This is a genomic window from Nocardioides bruguierae, assembly GCF_023554635.1.
Lineage (GTDB): Bacteria > Actinomycetota > Actinomycetes > Propionibacteriales > Nocardioidaceae > Nocardioides > Nocardioides bruguierae.
Genome location: NZ_JAMJPH010000003.1, coordinates 429,517 through 448,521 on the forward strand (window position 1 = coordinate 429,517; position 19,005 = coordinate 448,521).

Genomic DNA, 19,005 nt, shown 5'->3' on the forward strand with positions numbered 1-19,005 from the left:
ACCCAGCAGCCGGCCCAGCAGCCCGCCCGCCCGGCGTCCGCCCAGGCCACCGTCCGCATGGGCCCGCCCGGCGGTGGACGCGGCGGGCCGATGGGTCCCGGTGGCGGCATGGGCATGGGCGGCAAGGCGCAGTCCTTCGGCCCGTCCGCCCGCCGCCTGCTGGCCCGCCTGCGGCCCGAGCGCACCGCGACCCTCGGCGTGGTCGTGCTGGTCGCGGTGTCGGTGGGGCTGATGAGCGTCGGGCCGCGGCTGCTCGGTCACGCCACCGACCTCGTCTTCCGCGGCTTCGTCGGCGCCATGTACCCCGCCGGCACGCCCGACAGCGCTCTGCCCGAGGCCGTCCAGGGCCAGGGCGTCGTGCCGGGCCAGGGCGTCGACTTCGGCGCCGTGGGGGAGTGGCTGCTGCTGGTGCTGGGCGTCTACCTCGTCGGCTCGCTGTTCTCCTGGCTGGCCGGGTTCGTGCTCAACGGCGTCGTGCAGCGCACCATCCGCACCCTGCGCGCGGACGTGGAGGAGAAGCTGCACCGGCTGCCGCTGTCCTACGTCGACCGTTCGGCACGCGGCGAGATCCTCTCCCGGGTCACCAACGACATCGACAACGTCTCCACCACGCTGCAGCAGACGATGAGCCAGCTGCTCCAGAGCCTGCTCATGCTCCTCGCGGTGCTGGCGATGATGCTGTGGATCAGCCCGCTGCTGGCGCTGGTCGCGTTCGTCTCCGTGCCGGTCTCGCTGGCGCTGACCCGCGTCATCATGAAGCGCTCGAAGACGCAGTTCTCGGCCCAGTGGGCGCGCACCGGCGAGCTCAACGCCCACGTCGAGGAGGCCTTCTCGGGCCAGGCGCTGGTCAAGGTCTTCGGGCGTACCAAGGAGGTCGAGCAGCGCTTCGGCGAGCTCAACGACGGCCTGTTCGACGTCTCCTTCCGCGCGCAGTTCATCTCGGGTCTGGTGATGCCCACGATGATGTTCGTCGGCAACCTCAACTACGTCGTGGTCGCGGTCGTCGGGGCGCTGCGCGTCTCCTCCGGCGCGCTCACCCTGGGCGAGGTGCAGGCGTTCGTGCAGTACACGCGCCAGTTCTCCCAGCCGCTCACGACGGTGGCCTCGATGGCCAACCTGCTGCAGTCGGGCGTCGCCAGCGCCGAGCGGGTCTTCGAGCTGCTCGACGCCGACGAGCAGAGCCCGGACCGCACCGACGAGACCCTGCCCGAGCGCGACGTCACCCACGGCGAGGTCCGCTTCGGGCACGTGCGGTTCTCCTACGAGCCCGACCGCGAGCTCGTCCGCGACCTCTCGCTCGTCGCCCGCCCCGGCCAGACGGTCGCCATCGTCGGCCCCACCGGCGCCGGCAAGACGACGCTGGTCAACCTCGTCATGCGCTTCTACGACCTCGGGTCCGGTCGGATCACCCTCGACGGCGTGGACGTCGCCGCGGTGCCGCGCCGCGACCTGCGCTCGCGCATCGGCATGGTGCTCCAGGACACCTGGCTCTTCGAGGGCACGATCCGCGACAACATCGCCTACGGGCGGCCGGGCGCCACCGAGGAGCAGGTGCTCGAGGCCGCACGCGCGACGTTCGTCGACCGCTTCGTCCACGCGCTGCCCGACGGCTACGACACCGTCGTCACCGAGAACGGCGGCAGCCTCTCGGCCGGCGAGCGACAGCTCGTCACGATCGCCCGCGCGTTCCTCACCGACCCCGCGCTGCTGATCCTGGACGAGGCGACCAGCTCGGTCGACACCCGCACCGAGCTCCTGCTCCAGCAGGCGATGACCGCGCTGCGTGCCGATCGCACCAGCTTCGTGATCGCGCACCGGCTCTCGACGATCCGCGACGCCGACCTCATCCTGGTGATGGAGCACGGCGACATCGTCGAGCAGGGCACCCACGAGGAGCTGGTGGCCGCCGACGGCGCCTACGCCCGGCTCTACCGCAGCCAGTTCGAGGGGGCGGTGACGGGCGCCGAGGGCGCGGCGCCGGTGTCGTGAGGCTCCCGGAGAGCCGGAGGCCCCATGCCCTGCGTTTCCTCTGGTGAAACAGCGTCTGCTGTGATGTGACGTTTACACGCGGTGGTGGTCGCCGGAAACCTGGCGTGGATCGAATGGCTCCACAGCCACCGCGGCCCCGCTCCCGGGGTCCGCCCGAGGAGCAGGAGCCAGTCATGACCACCGAGGCCACCACCGAGGCGAGCACCGGCACCACCCCGTTCCGCGTCACCACCGACGCCTGGAAGGGCCTGCCCTTCATGGAGGAGCACCCGGACAACAAGGGCTACATCGGGGACGTCTACGAGAACCCCGAGGGCAGCCGCATGTGCAGCGGCTACTTCGAGCTGCACCACACCGACGAGCCGCTGGTCTACGACTACGGCTACGACGAGATGAAGATCGTCGTCGAGGGCGAGTTCCTCCTGCGCAACGTCGACACCGGCCAGGAGATGGTGGCCAAGGCCCGCGACGCCATCTTCTTCCCCAAGGGCTCCAGGATCGCCTTCTCCACGCCGTCCTACGCGCTCGCCTTCTACGTCGGCGACCGCGACTCCACCCTGCTCTGACCTGAACCCCCGACCAGGTCAGGAGCCGACCATGACGCTCGTGGACGACGCCCCGGTCATCGAGGCCGGCGCCGAGGCCGCCCCCGTGGCCGAGCCGCCGCTCGGCGTGCCCCGCTGGCTGCGGGAGCCGGAGCCGCTGGACGCCCGCGCGACCGTGCACCTGGTGGTGGCCTGTGGCAGCGACCCGCGCGCCGCGGACGGGGCCGCCGGCTGGGCCGCGCAGGCCACGGCCGCCGCCCCCGTCCGCGTGCTCGCGCTGCCCCAGGGCCCCGTCGCCGGCCGCGAGGTGCTGGACGAGGCCCTCTCCTCGCTCCGCACCGGTGCCCGCGTCCTCGTGGTCGGTGACCGCCACGACGTCCTCGTGACGCTGTCCGCGGCCCGCGCCGCCGGGGCCGGCCCCGACGAGCTGCGCTGCTTCGCGGTGGACGCCTACGACGGCACCGGCCCGTTGCCGGTCTTCTGCGCGCACTGCCGCGCGACCCGCCGGATGGTCGTCGAGCCCGGCGGCGAGGTCACCTGCCCCGGCTGCGCGCGCCACCTCGAGGTGCACCCGCACCACTCCGCGGCCCTCGGCGCCTTCCTCGCCTCCGACGCGCGTGCCCGGGACCTGGCGTGAGCGCCACGCTCGAGCGCTACCCGGCGCACCTGCACCCGGGCTACCGCACGGCGGCCCGCGCGCTGCGCGTCGCGGCCGTGGCGCCGGTCGCCGAGGACGTGGTGCACGTGACGCTCGTCGACCCCGCCGGCGTCCCGCTGACGCCGTACGAGCCGGGCGCGCACCTGGTGCTCACCGTCGGCACGGACGCGGCCGGCGAGAAGCAGCGCAACGCCTACTCGCTCACCGGCGACGGGGTCGTGCCGCGCACCTACGAGATCTCGGTGCTGCTCCAGCGTCCCGAGGACGGCGGCGCGGGCGGCTCCGCCCGCGTGCACGCGCTGGCCGTCGGCGACCTGGTCGAGGTCGAGGGGCCGCGCTCCTCCTTCGCCCCGCGTCACGACCAGCGGCACACGCTGCTGGTGGCAGCGGGCATCGGGGTCACCCCGGTGCTCTCCCACGCCCGCGCCGTCGCCCGGTGGGGCGGCTCCGCGGAGATCCTGTACTCCTACCGACCCGGCCGCGGTGCCCACCTCGAGGAGCTGCGCGCGCTGGCCGAGCAGCCGGGCATCACGCTGCGCGAGGCCGTCGGCCGCGAGGCCACGGCCGCCCTGCTGGCCGAGCGCCTCGCCGACCAGCCGCTCGGCACGCACGCGTACGCCTGCGGTCCGCCGTCGTTCCTCGAGGCCTACGAGGCCGCCGCCGAGCGGGCCTGCTGGCCGGCGTCCCGCGTGCACCTGGAGCGGTTCGCGGCGCCCGAGCTGGACCCGGGCGTCCCGTTCTCGGCGGTGCTGGCCGACGGCACGAGCCTCGAGGTCCCGCCCGGCACCAGCCTGCTGGAGGCGCTGCTCGCGGCCGGTCGTCCGGTGGCCAACCTCTGCCGTCAGGGCGTGTGCGGCGAGTGCCTGGTGCCCGTCCGGTCCGGCGAGGTCGAGCACCGCGACCTCGTCCTCTCCGACGCCGAGCGCGAGGCCGGCGACGTGCTGCTCTCGTGCGTGTCCCAGGCCGCCTGCGAGGGCGGCGTGATCGAGGTGGAGGTCTGATGACGCTGGCTCCCGAGAACCCGCTGGCCCCCGAGACCCCGGCGGCGTTCCCCGTCCGCGGGCACACCGCGCGGCTGCCCTGGCCGTTCCCCGACGACCTCGAGGCCTTCCGGTACTCCGTCAACGTGGAGCCCGCCCGGCTCGTGCGGCAGACCGCCGCCGGCAGCTGGGGCGGCACCATCGTCGACCTCGGTGGCGAGGAGTACGGCGCGATCATGGCCGACCGCCGGCGCATCCTGGACGCCGACCCGCACCGCGTCCGCCTCATGCCCGGCATGGGGCCGGCGTGCTGGGACCTGCTCGTCTACTACCTGCGCGACCTGGCGATCTCCTACCCGCACGTGATGGAGCTGAGCGAGCACGGCGACGTCTTCCACTGGCGCAACCACGCGCTCGGCACCGACCAGCGCTTCGTCGTCGGCGACGCGAGCACGCTGCCGTACGACCCGATGACGTTCCTCGGTCGCGAGATCCCCGACGACCTGCTGCTCGTCAAGGAGCGCGACGGGCACCTGTGCTTCGACGCCGGGCTGGTGACGTTCGCGGCCGCCTGGTCGGTCTCCTTCGACGTCGGCATGACGATGACCGAGATCCACAACCCGGTGCCCCGGCTGACCCGCGAGGGCGTCACCTCCCGCGCCGAGCAGTTCCTGCGCCGGCTGCCCGCGGACCAGGTCTACCGCCGCGTGAACTGGACGCTGTCGGCGTCCGGCTCGCGCAAGCTCGACGTCAGCCTCGAGGAGCTGCCGGAGTGGGGCACCGACATCCCCGCGCTGGTGCGCGACGAGGACTGGGCCCGACTGCAGCTGCGGATCGAGGTCGAGCACTTCATCCGCCTGCCCATGACGGGTGCCGTCACCTTCAACATCCGCACCCACATGACCTCGCTCGAGGAGATCCGGCAGATCCCCGCCTGGCGCCGCCAGCTCGCGCAGGTCGTCCTGGAGCTGCCCGAGGACCTCGCCGCCTACAAGGGGTTCCTCGACTACCGGGAGCCGGCGATGGCCTGGCTCACCGCGCCCGACCGCACCGACCCGGACCGCACCGCCTCGGAGAAGGAGCTCGCGTGAGCACCCCCGCCCCACCGCACTACACCTCCGTCCCGCCGTGGACGCGCGAGCCCGTGGTCGAGTCCCCGGACGCCACCGGCACCGCCTTCACGGTGCTGGCGGTCGGCACGGGCAGCGACGCCACCGGCGCGGCCGCGATCGTCGACGCCTGGCTGCCCACCCTGCCCGTCGGCGCCCCGGTCCGGGTCCACACCAGCGAGGACGTCGCCGGCGCGATCGCCGCGCTGCGGACCGACCTCGCGGGTGCCCGGGTCGGCCACCGCGTCCTCGTCGCCGGCTCGGCCACCGACTGCCTCGCCGTCCGCGCCGCCGCGCTCGGCTCGTCGCTGCTGGACTCCGAGCTCACCGTCGGCGTCACCTCGGTCGCCACCCGCGCCGTGTGGTGCGTGCACTGCTCGGCCACCACGATCGCCGAGGCCGGCCTCGAGGACGTCGTCACCTGCCCGTCCTGCCGCAAGGACCTCGTCGTCTACCCGCACGTCTCGCGCCGCACCGGAGCGCACCTCGGCTTCCAGGTGGACGCGGAGACCCTGCCCGACCAGGAGGTGCGCGCATGAGCGCCGAGCGCATCGCCCTGGTCGTCACTGGTCTCACCGCGCTGACCCCCTCGATCCGCGAGGTCGTCCTCGCCCCGATCGACGGCGGCTCCCTGCCCTCCTACGCCCCCGGCTCGCACCTGGTGCTCGACGTGCCCGTCGGCGACGGCCGCGAGCGGGCCCTGGCCAACGCCTACTCGCTGACCGGCGAGACGGTCGAGCCGACCGAGTACCGCATCTCGGTGCTGCGCTGCGACCCCGAGACCGGTGCTGCCGGTGGTTCGGCCTGGGTGCACTCGCTGGCGGTCGGCGACAAGGTCGAGGCGCTGCCGCCGCGCAACCTGTTCGCCCCCGTCCGGCACGCCACCAAGCACCTGCTCGTGGGCGCGGGCATCGGGATCACGCCGCTGCTCTCCCACCTGCGCAGCCACGTGCGCTGGAACGCCGACGTCGAGCTCCTCCACGTCTGTCGCGAGGGGGAGGGCGCCCACGTGGACGAGGTCGTCGCACTGACCGGCGGCGCCGCCACCGTCGTCCACGACCGCGCGACCTTCGCCGCGCTGCTCGCCGAGCGCCTGCGCGACCAGCCGCTCGGCACCCACCTCTACACCTGCGGGCCGACGGGGTTCATGGACCTCGTCCACCTCGAGGCCGCCGCCGCGGGCTGGCCCGCCGAGCGCGTGCACGCGGAGGCGTTCGGCGCCGCCGACCTCGACCCGGGCGAGCCGTTCACCGTCGCCGTCGCCGGCGAGGAGATCGAGGTGCCCTCCGGCGTCAGCCTGCTCGAGGCGCTCGAGGAGGCCGGGCACGAGGTGCCGAACCTGTGCCGCCAGGGCGTGTGCGGCGAGTGCCGGGTGCCCGTGGCGGCCGGGTCCACCCCCGTCCTGCACCGCGACCTCTACCTCACCGACGAGGACAAGGCCGCGAACGACTGCCTCATGGCCTGCGTCTCGCGCGCCCTGCCCACCGACGACCGACCCGCCCACCTCGAGGTGACCCTGTGACCACCACCAGCCTGCCCCGCACCGGTCTGACCACCGACGGCCTCGACCTCACCACCGCCGATCCCGAGCGCCGGGCGGCGCTGGTCGCGGGCTTCCCCTTCCCGTTCCCGAACCCGACCTACCGCTACTCCACCAACGTGGAGCCGGCCGGCAGCGCGGTCGTCACGCCGGCGGGGCAGTGGGGCGACTGCGTGGTCGACGTGGACGTGGAGTACGCCGCCGAGCTGGCCGAGCGGGCCGAGATCCTGGAGCGGGACCCGTCGCGCTACGCCGTCCTGCCGCACATGCGGGTCGCCTGCTGGGACGCGATGCTCTGCCTCATGCGCGAGCTGGCGGCCGCCAACCCCGCCACGATGGAGCTCACGCTGCTCGAGACCGGCAGCCGGCCGCGCTACCGGTGGCGCAACGACGTGCTCGGCATCGACACCACGTTCACCTACGGGCTGGAGTCGACCCTCCCCGCAGAGCCGCTGGCCTGGATCGGCCAGCAGGTCCAGGAGGACGTGGTGCTGCTCGACCAGCGCGAGGGCGAGCTGTTCGGCGATGCCGGCGTCGTCACCTTCGCCGCCGACTGGTCGTTCGGGTTCGACGTCGGCATGAGCTTCCTCGAGATCCACGGCCCCGTCCCGCGGCTGCACGCCGAGGGCGTCATCACCCGCGCCCAGGCCTTCCTCACCCGGCTCCACCCGGGCGAGGTCTACCGACGCACGAACTGGACGCTCACGATCGGTCGACGCCTGGACGTCTCCACCGAGCTCTACGACCAGTGGGGCCCGGACCGGGAGAGCATCCAGCTGCTCGACGACACCGCCTTCGGGGCACTGGTGCACCTGCGCACCGAGGTGCAGCACCTCATCCGGCTGCCCGAGTCCGGCGCCGTCATGTTCCTGATCCGCAGCTACATGCTCCCGCTGGAGGAGGTGGCGCGCGTCGAGCACTGGCGCACCCGCGCCGCCGACGTCCTCGAGGAGCTGCCCCAGGACATGGCCGACTACAAGGGCATCGCCAAGTACCGCGACCGCGCCGTGGCGTGGTTGCGCGCCGCCGGCTGAGCCCGCCCCGCACTCCTCCGGGCGGTCGTCACGACCGCCCTGTCACCTCGACGTCACGGCAACGGCGCCGTCACGCGGGGGGTGCCACGGACACGCAGTCGTCACAGACCTGTTCGTCCGCGGCAACCCAGCCAGGGTTTCCCCCCACGAGACTACGTTCACTCTCGTACTACCCCTTTGCAGGAGGACCTGTGACCCCCGAGGACACACTCGCAAGCATGGAAGCGGTCATCACCGACCTCTTCTACTGGGTGTCGATCGCCCTGATGATCTGCATCCACGCCGGCTTCCTCGCCTACGAGGTCGGCGCCTCGCGCTCCAAGAACGTGCTCGCCGCGGCGATGAAGAACCTCCTGACCTTCTCCGTGGTCATCGCGACGTTCTTCTTCTTCGGCTGGTGGTTCTACAACGCGTTCTACGCGTTCCCCGTCGGTGCGATCGACTCCGCCACGGCTGCGCTCCCCTGGAGCGACGACATGGGCCCGAACTCCACCTCGGTCACCGGCATCTTCTGGGGCGCCTTCGCGCTCTTCGCCGCCACCACCGGCTCGATCATGTCCGGCGCGGTGCTCGAGCGCATCCGCACGAGCTCGTTCCTCATCCTGACCACGGTGCTCGGCTCGGTCGTCTGGATCATCGGTGCCGCCTGGGCCTGGCACGGCTCGGGCTGGCTGCTCACCGAGTGGGGCTGGCACGACTTCGGTGCCGCGGGCTGCGTCCACCTCATCGCGGGTGCGTTCACCCTGGGCGTGCTGATCAACCTCGGCCCCCGCGCCGGTCGCTTCATCGACGGCAAGGCGATCACCATCCCGCCGCACAACCTGCCGCTGACCATGCTCGGCCTGATGCTGATCTTCGTCGGCTTCTTCGGCTTCCTCATGGGCTGCGTCGTGTACACCAACACGGGCTACTTCTCGATCTTCGGCAACGAGACCAACCTCTCCGCCATCGCCTTCAGCACGCTGATGGGCCTGGCCGGCGGCATCCTGGGCGCCTACGTCTCCTCGAAGGGCGAGCCGTTCTGGACGATCTCCGGCGGCCTGGCCGGCGTCATCTCGGTGGCTCCGGGCATGGACCTCTACCACCCGGCCCTGGCCTTCATCATCGCCGTCGTCGGCGGCCTGATCGTTCCCTCGATCGGCAAGCTCATCGAGAAGTTCGGCATCGACGACGTGGTGGGCGCGGTCTCCGTGCACGGCGGCTGCGCGGTCTACGGCCTCGTCGTCTCCGGCTTCGTCCTCTGGGGCTACCCGAACCTCGAGGGCATGCCCGCCATCAACCCGCTGGGCCAGATCGGCGGCATGCTCGTCCTCACCGCCCTCGGCTTCATCCCCGGCTACCTGATCTCGCTCGCCCTCAAGAAGGCCAAGATGCTGCGCATCCCGGCCGAGGTCGAGCTCGCCGGCCTCGACCTCTCCGAGGTCCCGGCCACCCCCTACCCCGAGGGCATCCCGGTCACCACCCTCAAGTCCGACGCGGAGGTCTGAGAAGCATGAGCCCGATCGACTCCTGGGGCGGCACGGCTGCCGTCTTCACCGGGGCCGGCACCGCCTGGCCCGTCATCTTCACCATCGTCGCGGTCGCCCTCTTCGTGGGCTTCCTCGTCGTGATGATCAACCACGAGAAGCACGCCTACATCTCCATGCTCAAGCACGAGCCCGTGGAGAAGGGTCCCGCCGTCGAGGGCGAGCCCCGCGCGTACTGACCCGCGGCACCACCTGCTCCACCCGCACCGCCTCCTCCCGCCCCGGGAGGGGGCGGTGCGGCATTTCCCGCCCCTCGGCGGAGCAGCAATCGGAACCGTGCTTTAACGCGCCCGACACATCCACCATGTCTACTATCCGTAGACGGTGATTCACCAAAGTAGACACACCAGGAGATGGCATGACCTCGACCGAGCTGCCCACGGCGACCACGGACCTCGCGACGCTCTGCGAGCAGACCGGCACCACGTTCGTCCTCGCGCTCTTCGTCGACCTGGACGGCAAGCCGTGCGCGAAGCTCGTCCCGGTCGAGGCCGTGGACGCGCTGGCCACCGAGGGCGTCGGCTTCGCCGGCTACGCCGTGGGCTCCATGGGCCAGGAGCCCAAGGACCCCGACCTCATGGCGATCCCGGACGTCTCCTCCTTCACCCCGATCCCCTTCGTGAAGGAGGGGCTGGCGATCGTCCACTGCGACCCGCACGTGGAGGGCAAGCCGTGGCCCTTCGCCCCGCGCGTGATCCTCAAGTCGATGCTGGAGAAGCTCGGCAGCACCCAGGGCCTGGACGCCTTCGTCGGTGCCGAGGTCGAGTACTTCCTGCTCAAGCGCACCGAGGACGGCGGCCTGGTGACCGCGGACCCCGGCGACAACGCCGCCCGCCCCTGCTACGACGCCCGCGGCGTCACCCGGATGTACGACCACCTCGCGGCGGTCTCCCGGGCGATGAACACGCTGGGCTGGGAGAACTACGCCAACGACCACGAGGACGGCAACGGCCAGTTCGAGCAGAACTTCGCCTACGCCGACGCGCTGACCACCGCCGACCGCGTGGTCACGCTGCGCTACCTCATCACCATGCTGGCCGAGGAGCGCGACATGGTCGCGACCTTCATGCCCAAGCCGTTCGCCGACCGCACCGGGTCGGGCCTGCACCTGCACCTCTCGCTGTGGAAGGACGGCGAGGCGGCGTTCAGCTCCGACGACGACGCGCGCGGCCTCGGTCTCTCCGACCTGGCCTACTCCTTCACCGCCGGCATCCTCGAGCACGCCTCGGCGCTGCAGGCGGTGCTCGGCCCCAGCGTGAACTCCTACAAGCGCACCGGCGCCGTCTCCACCACCTCGGGCGCCTCCTGGGCCCCGCGGTTCCCCACCTACGGCGGCAACGACCGCACCCACTTCGTCCGCGTGCCCGAGGGCAACCGCGTCGAGCTGCGCGGCGGGGACGGCTCGGCCAACCCCTACCTCGCGATCGCCGCCGCCCTGGGCGCCGGCCTCGACGGCATCGAGAAGTCGCTCGACCCGGGCACCGTCGGCGGCGACAACGGCGCTCAGCGCGACGCGCTGCCCCGCACCCTGCTGCACGCCGTGGACGCCCTCGACGCCGACCCGGTCGTCTCCGGCGCGCTCGACTCCGCCGCCGTCCTCCACGGCGAGGGCCACGCCGTCGCCGCCTACTTCGCCGAGGCCAAGCGCGAGGAGTTCTTCGCGTGGCACTCCCAGGTCAGCCCCTGGGAGACGGCCCGCTACCTCACCGCCTACTGAGCGGCCCACCCACCACCCACGACCCGGACCCCCGGACGAGAGGAGCCGCGCATGTGCGGCATCGTCGGGTTGCACCTGCGCAACCCCGAGCTGCAGCCCCGCCTCGGCGAGCTGCTCACCACCATGCTGTGCGAGATGCAGGACCGGGGCGCCGACTCCGCCGGCGTCGCCGTCTACGGCGACCCGCGGATGTCGCCGCCCGGCCGCACCACCGTCTCCCTGCTGGAGACCGGCACGGACGCCGCGACCCTCGGTGACGCGGTCGCCGCCGCGCTCGGCGGCCCCGCCGACGTCCTCGCCGTCGGCGAGACGCTGCTGGTCTCCGCCGAGGCCGACGAGGACGCCCTCCTCACCGCGTGCCGCGCCGCCGCCCCCGACGCGCTGGTCGCCGGGTTCGGCGCCGACCTCGCCGTCCTCAAGGGCGTCGGTCACCCCCGTGCCCTGGCCGACGGCTGGGACCTGGCGAAGGCGCAGGGCTGGCAGGGCGTCGGCCACACGCGGATGGCCACCGAGTCGGCCGTCGACGCGTCCGGCGCGCACCCCTACGCCGTCGGGCCGGGCCAGTGCATGGTCCACAACGGCTCGTTCTCCAACCACGCCACCGTGCGCCGCGAGCTGGTGCGCAACGGCGTGAGGTTCGACAGCCAGAACGACACCGAGGTCGGCGCACGCTTCGTCGCCCACCAGCTGGCCGAGGGCCGCGACGTGGAGACCGCCCTCAAGGAGCTGTGCACCACGCTGGACGGCTTCTACACGCTGCTGGTCAGCAACCGCGACTCCTTCGCGGTGCTGCGCGACGCGATCGCCTGCAAGCCGGCCGTCATCGCCGAGACCGACGACTGGGTCGCCATGGCCAGCGAGTACCGGGCGCTCGCCGACCTGCCCGGGGTCGAGAACGCCCGCATCTGGGAGCCCGAGCCGGAGGTCGTCTACGCATGGACACGCTGACCAGCACCAGCACCAGCACCACCACCAGCACCACCTACGACCTGGGGGAGACCCCGCTGCGCGAGGTGAACGCCGCCCTGCACGCCCCGGGCCTCTCCGGTGACTTCGTCATCACCGGCCCCTCCGGCGCGCACAACGTCGCCTGCGGTCTGAACGCCCCGGTCAAGGTCACCGTCGCCGGCCACGTCGGCTACTACGCGGCCGGCATGAACCAGCAGGCCGAGGTCGTCATCGAGGGCAACGCCGGCACCGGCGTCGCCGAGAACATGATGAGCGGCTCGGTCGTCGTCACCGGCAACGCCTCGCAGTCGGCCGCGGCCACGGCGCACGGCGGCCTCCTCGTCGTCCACGGGGACGCCTCCGCGCGCTGCGCCATCAGCCTCAAGGGCGCGGACGTCGTCGTCGGCGGCAACGTCGGCCACAACAGCGCCTTCATGGCGCAGGCCGGTCGGCTCGTCGTGCGCGGCAACGCCGGCCACGGCCTCGGCGACTCGCTCTACGAGACCCGGATCTACGTGCGCGGCGAGGTCGCGAGCCTCGGCGCCGACTGCGTCGCCAAGGAGATGGGGCCCGAGCACCTCGAGGAGCTCACGGGCCTGCTCAAGGCCGCCGGCTACGACGACGACCCGGCCACCTACACCCGCTACGGATCGGCGCGCAGCCTCTACCACTTCCACTCCGACAACGTCTCGGCGTACTGAGCCGGGCAGGAGACACCCACCATGAGCACCCCCAGCAGCTGGGCCCTGCGCGAGTCGGCCACCTTCGACCGCGCCGCCATCGCCGCCATCGACAACGCTGCCGAGACCGGCCTCTACGACATCCGCGGGTGGGGCGCCAAGCGCGCGCTGCCGCACTTCGACGACCTGCTCTTCCTCGGCGCCTCGATGAGCCGCTACCCGCTCGAGGGCTACCGCGAGAGCTGCGGCACCGACGTCGTCCTCGGCGCCCGCAACGCCAAGTACCCGCTGCACCTCGACATCCCCGTCACCATCGCCGGCATGTCCTTCGGCGCCCTCTCGGGCCACGCCAAGGACGCCCTGGGCCGCGGCGCTTCCGAGGTCGGCACGTCCACGACGACCGGCGACGGCGGCATGACCCCCGAGGAGCGCGGCCAGTCCAAGCACCTCGTCTACCAGTACCTGCCCTCGCGCTACGGCATGAACCCCGACGACCTGCGCAAGGCCGACGCGATCGAGGTCGTGCTCGGCCAGGGCGCGAAGCCCGGTGGCGGCGGCATGCTGCTGGGCCAGAAGATCTCCGACCGCGTCGCCGGGATGCGCACCCTGCCGCCGGGCATCGACCAGCGCTCGGCGTGCCGGCACCCCGACTGGACGGGCCCCGACGACCTCGCCATCAAGATCAACGAGCTGCGCGAGATCACCGACTGGGAGAAGCCGATCTACGTCAAGGTCGGCGCCTCGCGGCCCTACTACGACGTGAAGCTCGCGGTGCACTCCGGCGCGGACGTGGTCGTCCTCGACGGCATGCAGGGCGGCACGGCCGCCACGCAGGAGGTGTTCATCGAGCACGTCGGCATCCCGACGTTGGCCGCGATCGCCCCCGCCGTCCGCGCGCTGCAGGAGCTCGGCGTGCACCGCCGCCCCGACGGCGTCCAGCTGATCGTCTCCGGCGGCATCCGCACGGGCGCCGACGTCGCCAAGGCCCTGGCCCTCGGCGCGGACGCCGTGGCGATCGGCACCGCGGCGCTGATCGCGCTCGGCGACAACTCGCCCAAGCACGAGGCCGAGTACGCCAAGATCGGCTCGGCCGCCGGCTTCTACGACGACTTCCAGGACGGCCGCGACCCGGCCGGCATCAACACCCAGGACCCCGAGCTGGAGAAGAACCTCGACCCGGTCGAGGGCGGCCGGCGCCTGGCCAACTACCTGCGCGTCCTGACGCTGGAGGCGCAGACCATCGCTCGCGCCTGCGGCAAGGCGCACGTCACCCACCTGGAGCCGGAGGACCTCGTGGCCCTCACGGTCGAGTCGGCCGCCATGGCGCGCGTGCCGCTCGCCGGCACCGAGTGGATCCCCGGCGCACCCGTGACGGGGTACTGAGGTGGCCGCGTCCCCGGAGCTCCCCGCCTCCGCCGAGGTCGTCATCGTCGGCGGTGGCCTCGAGGGCTGCTCGGCGGCCTGGCAGCTGGCGCTGCGCGGCGTCGACGTCCTGGTGCTGGAGAAGGGCACCGTCGGCTCCGGCATGACCGGCAAGTCCTCCGGCATCGTCCGGTGCCACTACGGCGTCTCCTCCCTCGCGGCGATGGCCGCCGACAGCCTCACGGTGCTCGAGCAGGCCGAGGAGGTCTTCGGCGTCGACATCGGGTTCCGCCAGACCGGCTACGTCGTGGGTGTCGGCGAGCCCAACGTCGACGCCCTGCGCGCCAGCCTCGCGGCCCAGCAGGCGGTCGGCGTCGACACCGTCGAGATCGGCGTCGGCGAGGTGGCCGCGATGTGGCCGCACGCCGACCTCGAGCCCTTCGCCGCGTTCGGCCACGAGAAGCGCGGCGGGTACGGCGACGCCTACCAGACCGCGCAGGCCTTCGCGGCCGCCGCGCGCTCGCACGGAGCCGTGGTCAAGCAGGGCGTCGAGGTGGCCGGGCTGGTCACCGACGGGGACCGGGTCACCGGCGTCGTCACGACGGACGGCACCCGGGTCGCCGCCGGCACCGTGGTCGTGGCCACCGGCGTCTGGTCCCGCCCGTTCCTCGCGCCGCTCGGCATCGACCTGCCGCTCCGCGTGCACCGCGAGGAGATCGTCATGGTCAGCCCGGGCCTCGACCTCGGGCCCGTCCCGGTCTTCTCCGACCTGGTCTCGCTCCAGTACGTCCGGCCGGAGGTCGGCGGGGACATCCTCTTCGGCAACTCCGACCTGGCCGAGCTCGCCGACGCCGATCCCGACGACTACTCCAACCGCCCGACCGAGGAGATCCTCGACGTGGCGGTGGAGAAGATCGGCACCCGGTTCCCGGGGCTGGAGGACGCCTCCATCGCCGGCGGCTACGCCGGCTGCTACGACGTCACGCCCGACTGGAACCCGGTCATCTCGCGGATGCCGCAGGACGGGCTCGTCGTCGCCGCCGGCTTCTCCGGGCACGGGTTCAAGATCTCCCCGGCCGTGGGTCGGCTGGTGGCCGACCTGGTCGTCGACGGCGTCAGCTCCGACCCGCGCATCCCCGAGACCGACTTCCGCTTCAGCCGGTTCGCCGAGGGCGACCTGCTGCGCAGCCCGTACCCGTACAAGGGTGCGGGGGAGATGCGCTGAGACGTGCGCCACGACGGACGAGGCGGGGCGGCCGCACCGGACGGTACGGACCGTCCGGTGCGGCGGCGCGCCGCGTCCGCGGGTGGGCCCCGCCCGGGCCGGCCACGACCCGGTGTCTCCTATGCTTCACCCATGGCCACCGAGGGGAAGCAGCCGGAGTCCGACCTGCTGCGGAACCGGGCCGGCACGGCTCGGGACCGTGACCCCGCCGCCCCGCTCGACGAGCTCGAGCTGGTCGAGGCCATCGCGCGCAACGTGCGCGTCCTGCGCCAGCAGACGGGCCTGTCGGTGGGGGAGACCGCCGAGCGCGTCGGCATCTCCAAGGCGATGCTGTCGAAGATCGAGAACGCCCAGACGGCCTGCAGCCTCGCGACGCTCTCCCGGCTCGCGGTGGGCCTCGACGTCCCGGTCACCTCTCTCCTGCGCGGGGCCGAGTCCGAGCGCCCGGCGTCCTACGTCGCCTCCGGCACGGGGGCCAGCATCGTGCGAGCGGGCTCGAAGGAGGGCCACCTCTACGAGCTGGTCGGCTCCCTGCGTGGCGAGCACAAGCGGCTGGAGTCGCTGCTGGTCACCCTGACCGCGAGCTCGGGGACCTTCCCGATGTTCCAGCACCCCGGCACCGAGTTCCTCTACATGCTCGACGGCGTCATGGACTACGCCCACGGCCGCTCGGTCTACCGGATGAGCCCCGGCGACTCGCTCCAGCTGGACGGGGAGGGCGCCCACGGCCCGGTCGAGCTGGTGGAGCTGCCGATCCGCTTCCTGTCGGTGATCGCGTTCCCCGACAGCGCCGTCTGAGCCCCGTCCGCCTCCGCCTTCGGCCTGGAGCGGTCCGAGAAGGTCGGCGGAGTGGACGACGTCACCGCTCGTGAAACATGCCTGTGACCCCCGCGGGCTAGCCTCGACATCGTGACCTCGTACCACGCGCTGGTGGCGGGCCGGTCCTACCGGTTCGGCCACCTCGTCGACGTCCTGGCCAAGGCCAGCCCCCGCCGCTCGGGCGACGAGCTGGCGGGCTGCGCCGCCGAGACGGACGCCGAGCGCGCGGCCGCGCAGGGGGTCCTGGCCGACATCGACCTGACGACCTTCCTCAGCACCCCGGTGGTTCCGTACGAGACGGACGAGGTGACCCGCCTCATCCTCGACACCCACGACGCGCAGGCGTTCGCGCCGGTCGCCCACCTCACCGTCGGCGGTCTGCGGGACCACCTGCTGGAGGTGGCGGCCCTGCCCGACGCCGGCCGGCGGCTCTCCGCGCTCGCCCCGGGGCTCACCCCCGAGATGGTCGCCGCGGTGAGCAAGCTGATGAGCAACGGTGACCTGGTCTCCCTCGCGCGCGCCACCGACGTGACGGCGGCGTTCCGCTCGACCGTCGGGCTGCCGGGCCGGCTGGCGACGCGGCTGCAGCCGAACCACCCGACCGACGACCCCCGCGGTGTCGCCGCGGCCACGCTCGACGGCCTGCTGCTCGGTGCGGGCGACGCCGTCATCGGGATCAACCCCGCCACCGACTCCCCGCGCGCCGCCGCCGACCTGCTGCACCTGCTCGACGACGTCCGCCTGCGCTACGACATCCCGACGCAGTCCTGCGTGCTGGCCCACGTCACCACCACCATCGAGCTGATGGAGAAGGGCGCCCCGGTCGACCTGGTCTTCCAGTCGGTCGCCGGCACCGAGGCCGCGAACAAGGGCTTCGGCGTCGACCTCGCGGTGCTGGGCGAGGCGCACCAAGCGGCCCTCGCGCTCGACCGCGGCACTGTCGGCACCCAGTGCATGTACTTCGAGACCGGGCAGGGCTCGGCGCTCTCCGCGGACGCCCACCTCGGGGTGGACGGGCGTCCCGTGGACCAGCAGACACTGGAGGTCCGCGCCTACGCGGTGGCCCGCGCGTTCGACCCGCTGCTGGTCAACACGGTCGTCGGCTTCATCGGCCCGGAGTACCTCTACGACGGCAAGCAGATCATCCGGGCCGGGCTCGAGGACAACGCCTGCGGCAGCCTGCTCGGCCTGCCCATGGGCGTCGACGTCTGCTACACCAACCACGCCGAGGCCGACGCGGACGACATGAGCACCCTGCTCACGCTCCTGGCGGCCGCAGGCGTCGGCTTCGTGATCACGGTCCCGGGCGCCGACGACCTCATGCTCGGCTACCAGAGCCTCTCCTTCCACGACGTGCTCCAGGTGCGCCAGACCCTCGGCCTGCGGCCGGCCCCGGAGTTCGAGGCCTGGCTCGAGCGCGTGGGCCTCATGGACGACGGCCGCGTGCCGCGGCTGGACGCCGGGTCGAGCCAGCTGCGTGCCCTGGTGGCCGGTCGATGAGCGGGGAGACGCCGGTGGCCGGTGACTTCTGGTCGCCGCTGCGCACCGCGACGCGGTCCCGCATCGGCCTCGGTCGGGCCGGCGACGCGCTGCCCACCAACGAGGTGCTCGCCCTGCGCGGAGCCCACGCGGTGGCGCGTGACGCGGTGCACCTGCCCTGGGACGCGGAGGCGATCGAGGCCGGTCTCGGCGCTCGCGGTCTCGAGGTTCTGCACGTCCACAGCGCGGCGGCGGACCGGGCGGAGTACCTGCGTCGTCCCGACCTGGGCCGTCGACCGGAGACGCTCGAGCACCTGCCCGCACCGGAGGCCGGCACTCACGACGTGGTGCTCGTCCTGGCGGACGGGCTGTCGGCGCGGGCCCAGGACCAGCACGGCGTGGCGCTCACCGCGGCGCTCGTCGACGCGCTGCACGGGGCCGGGCTGTCGGTGGGGCCGGTGGTCCTCGCCGACCAGGCCCGAGTCGGCATCGGGGACCACGTCGGCCAGCGGCTCGGCGCCACCGCGGTGGTCGTCGTCATCGGGGAGCGCCCCGGTCTGAGCGTGGCCGACTCCCTGGGCCTGTACCTGACCCACCACCCGCGCGTGGGTCGCCGCGACTCCGAGCGCAACTGCATCTCCAACGTGCACCCGCCCGACGGACTCACCTACGAGCGGGCGGCCCAGGTGCTCACGGCCCTGGTGCTCGGTGCCCGGCAGCTGGGGGAGTCCGGCGTCCGTCTGAAGGACGTGGCCGAGGCCGTGGACTCCGGCCAGGCTGAGGCGGACGCGGCACTCCTCTGAGCCGTCGCCGACGCTCGAGCCGCTCGCAGGCCGCTGACCTGCGTCTTCGCTGACACGTGCGCGCCGATTCGTCGTCGTGCACCCTGGTCTGTAATGTTCCCTCTCGCCGCCGGACGCCCGGTGAGCCGCCTCGGAGGCCCAGCCTCGAACGAAGCGGTTCGTCATGTCCGGCAGCAGGAACGAGCGGGAAACGCGCCGAGTTGACACTCGGAAAACGAATCCGTAAGTTTCTGCAGGTTGCCTCGGCAGCGGAGCGGAGACGCGATGCGCCGGGTGCGTGTGATTCTTGAGAACTCAACAGTGTGTCATTGATAGTCGACGAATTAGTTTGTTTATGCCCCTCTCGTCGGCATGGCTGGGTTTTGGTCTGGTTGTGTTGGTGGGTGGGTTTCTTTGACGATGATTCTGACAAGTTTGTCAGGTTCTTTCTGTCAGTGATTGATTTTGCATCATCTCACACTGTGTGTGGGTTTTCGATGGAGAGTTTGATCCTGGCTCAGGACGAACGCTGGCGGCGTGCTTAACACATGCAAGTCGAGCGGAAAGGCCTTTCGGGGTACTCGAGCGGCGAACGGGTGAGTAACACGTGAG

18 protein-coding genes and 1 rRNA gene are annotated in these 19,005 nt (G+C 72.4%); all 19 read left to right on the plus strand.

The window, feature by feature from the left end:
* The first annotated feature begins 57 nt into the window (after positions 1-57).
* Positions 58-1,989: an ABC transporter ATP-binding protein gene (locus M8316_RS04320; protein WP_372490553.1), complete on the plus strand. Its 1,932-nt coding sequence runs from the start codon at positions 58-60 to the stop codon at positions 1,987-1,989.
* 173 nt (positions 1,990-2,162) lie between these two features.
* On the plus strand, positions 2,163-2,555 hold the full coding sequence (locus M8316_RS04325) for a cupin domain-containing protein (protein WP_250052313.1): 393 nt from the start codon (positions 2,163-2,165) through the stop codon (positions 2,553-2,555).
* A 31-nt stretch (positions 2,556-2,586) separates the two neighbouring features.
* Complete coding sequence (locus M8316_RS04330; RefSeq protein ID WP_250052314.1) at positions 2,587-3,171, plus strand: dimethylamine monooxygenase subunit DmmA family protein; 585 nt, start codon at positions 2,587-2,589, stop codon at positions 3,169-3,171.
* Positions 3,168-4,193, plus strand: a complete 1,026-nt coding sequence (locus M8316_RS20975) for a PDR/VanB family oxidoreductase (RefSeq protein ID WP_250052315.1) — start codon at positions 3,168-3,170, stop codon at positions 4,191-4,193. Before M8316_RS04330 ends, M8316_RS20975 begins: the two co-directional genes overlap by 4 nt.
* The gene (locus tag M8316_RS04340; protein WP_250052316.1) at positions 4,193-5,263 is read left to right on the plus strand and encodes a heme-dependent oxidative N-demethylase family protein; all 1,071 of its coding nucleotides are present in this window, start codon (positions 4,193-4,195) and stop codon (positions 5,261-5,263) included. The genes M8316_RS20975 and M8316_RS04340 overlap by 1 nt, the downstream gene beginning before the upstream one ends.
* Positions 5,260-5,820 (plus strand): dimethylamine monooxygenase subunit DmmA family protein, encoded by a 561-nt coding sequence (locus M8316_RS20980; protein ID WP_250052317.1) that lies wholly within the window; start codon positions 5,260-5,262, stop codon positions 5,818-5,820. Before M8316_RS04340 ends, M8316_RS20980 begins: the two co-directional genes overlap by 4 nt.
* Positions 5,817-6,803 carry a PDR/VanB family oxidoreductase gene (locus tag M8316_RS04350; RefSeq protein WP_250052318.1) on the plus strand — a complete coding sequence of 329 codons (987 nt, stop codon included), beginning with the start codon at positions 5,817-5,819 and terminating at the stop codon, positions 6,801-6,803. Before M8316_RS20980 ends, M8316_RS04350 begins: the two co-directional genes overlap by 4 nt.
* Complete coding sequence (locus M8316_RS04355; protein WP_250052320.1) at positions 6,800-7,855, plus strand: heme-dependent oxidative N-demethylase family protein; 1,056 nt, start codon at positions 6,800-6,802, stop codon at positions 7,853-7,855. The genes M8316_RS04350 and M8316_RS04355 overlap by 4 nt, the downstream gene beginning before the upstream one ends.
* Before the next feature lie 218 nt (positions 7,856-8,073).
* On the plus strand, positions 8,074-9,342 hold the full coding sequence (locus M8316_RS04360) for an ammonium transporter (protein ID WP_250052322.1): 1,269 nt from the start codon (positions 8,074-8,076) through the stop codon (positions 9,340-9,342).
* 5 nt (positions 9,343-9,347) lie between these two features.
* Positions 9,348-9,560 (plus strand): hypothetical protein, encoded by a 213-nt coding sequence (locus M8316_RS04365; protein ID WP_250052323.1) that lies wholly within the window; start codon positions 9,348-9,350, stop codon positions 9,558-9,560.
* 179 nt (positions 9,561-9,739) lie between these two features.
* The gene (gene glnT / locus M8316_RS04370; protein WP_250052325.1) at positions 9,740-11,098 is read left to right on the plus strand and encodes a type III glutamate--ammonia ligase; all 1,359 of its coding nucleotides are present in this window, start codon (positions 9,740-9,742) and stop codon (positions 11,096-11,098) included.
* 51 nt (positions 11,099-11,149) lie between these two features.
* Positions 11,150-12,046, plus strand: a complete 897-nt coding sequence (locus M8316_RS04375; RefSeq protein WP_250052328.1) for a class II glutamine amidotransferase domain-containing protein — start codon at positions 11,150-11,152, stop codon at positions 12,044-12,046.
* On the plus strand, positions 12,034-12,747 hold the full coding sequence (locus tag M8316_RS04380) for a hypothetical protein (RefSeq protein WP_250052330.1): 714 nt from the start codon (positions 12,034-12,036) through the stop codon (positions 12,745-12,747). Before M8316_RS04375 ends, M8316_RS04380 begins: the two co-directional genes overlap by 13 nt.
* Before the next feature lie 21 nt (positions 12,748-12,768).
* A complete protein-coding gene (locus tag M8316_RS04385) occupies positions 12,769-14,109 on the plus strand; it encodes an FMN-binding glutamate synthase family protein (protein ID WP_250052332.1) in 1,341 nt (446 codons plus the stop codon).
* A gap of 1 nt (position 14,110) precedes the next feature.
* The gene (locus M8316_RS04390) at positions 14,111-15,313 is read left to right on the plus strand and encodes an NAD(P)/FAD-dependent oxidoreductase (RefSeq protein ID WP_250052334.1); all 1,203 of its coding nucleotides are present in this window, start codon (positions 14,111-14,113) and stop codon (positions 15,311-15,313) included.
* Between the two features lie 132 nt (positions 15,314-15,445).
* Positions 15,446-16,111 (plus strand): helix-turn-helix domain-containing protein, encoded by a 666-nt coding sequence (locus M8316_RS04395; RefSeq protein WP_250052336.1) that lies wholly within the window; start codon positions 15,446-15,448, stop codon positions 16,109-16,111.
* 111 nt (positions 16,112-16,222) lie between these two features.
* Positions 16,223-17,632, plus strand: coding sequence for an ethanolamine ammonia-lyase subunit EutB (locus M8316_RS04400; RefSeq protein ID WP_250052337.1), 1,410 nt, complete (start codon positions 16,223-16,225; stop codon positions 17,630-17,632).
* Positions 17,629-18,414 carry an ethanolamine ammonia-lyase subunit EutC gene (gene eutC, locus M8316_RS04405; protein ID WP_250052339.1) on the plus strand — a complete coding sequence of 262 codons (786 nt, stop codon included), beginning with the start codon at positions 17,629-17,631 and terminating at the stop codon, positions 18,412-18,414. The genes M8316_RS04400 and eutC overlap by 4 nt, the downstream gene beginning before the upstream one ends.
* Positions 18,415-18,887: 473 nt before the next feature.
* Positions 18,888-19,005: ribosomal RNA gene (locus tag M8316_RS04410) — 16S ribosomal RNA — on the plus strand; the annotation flags it as partial.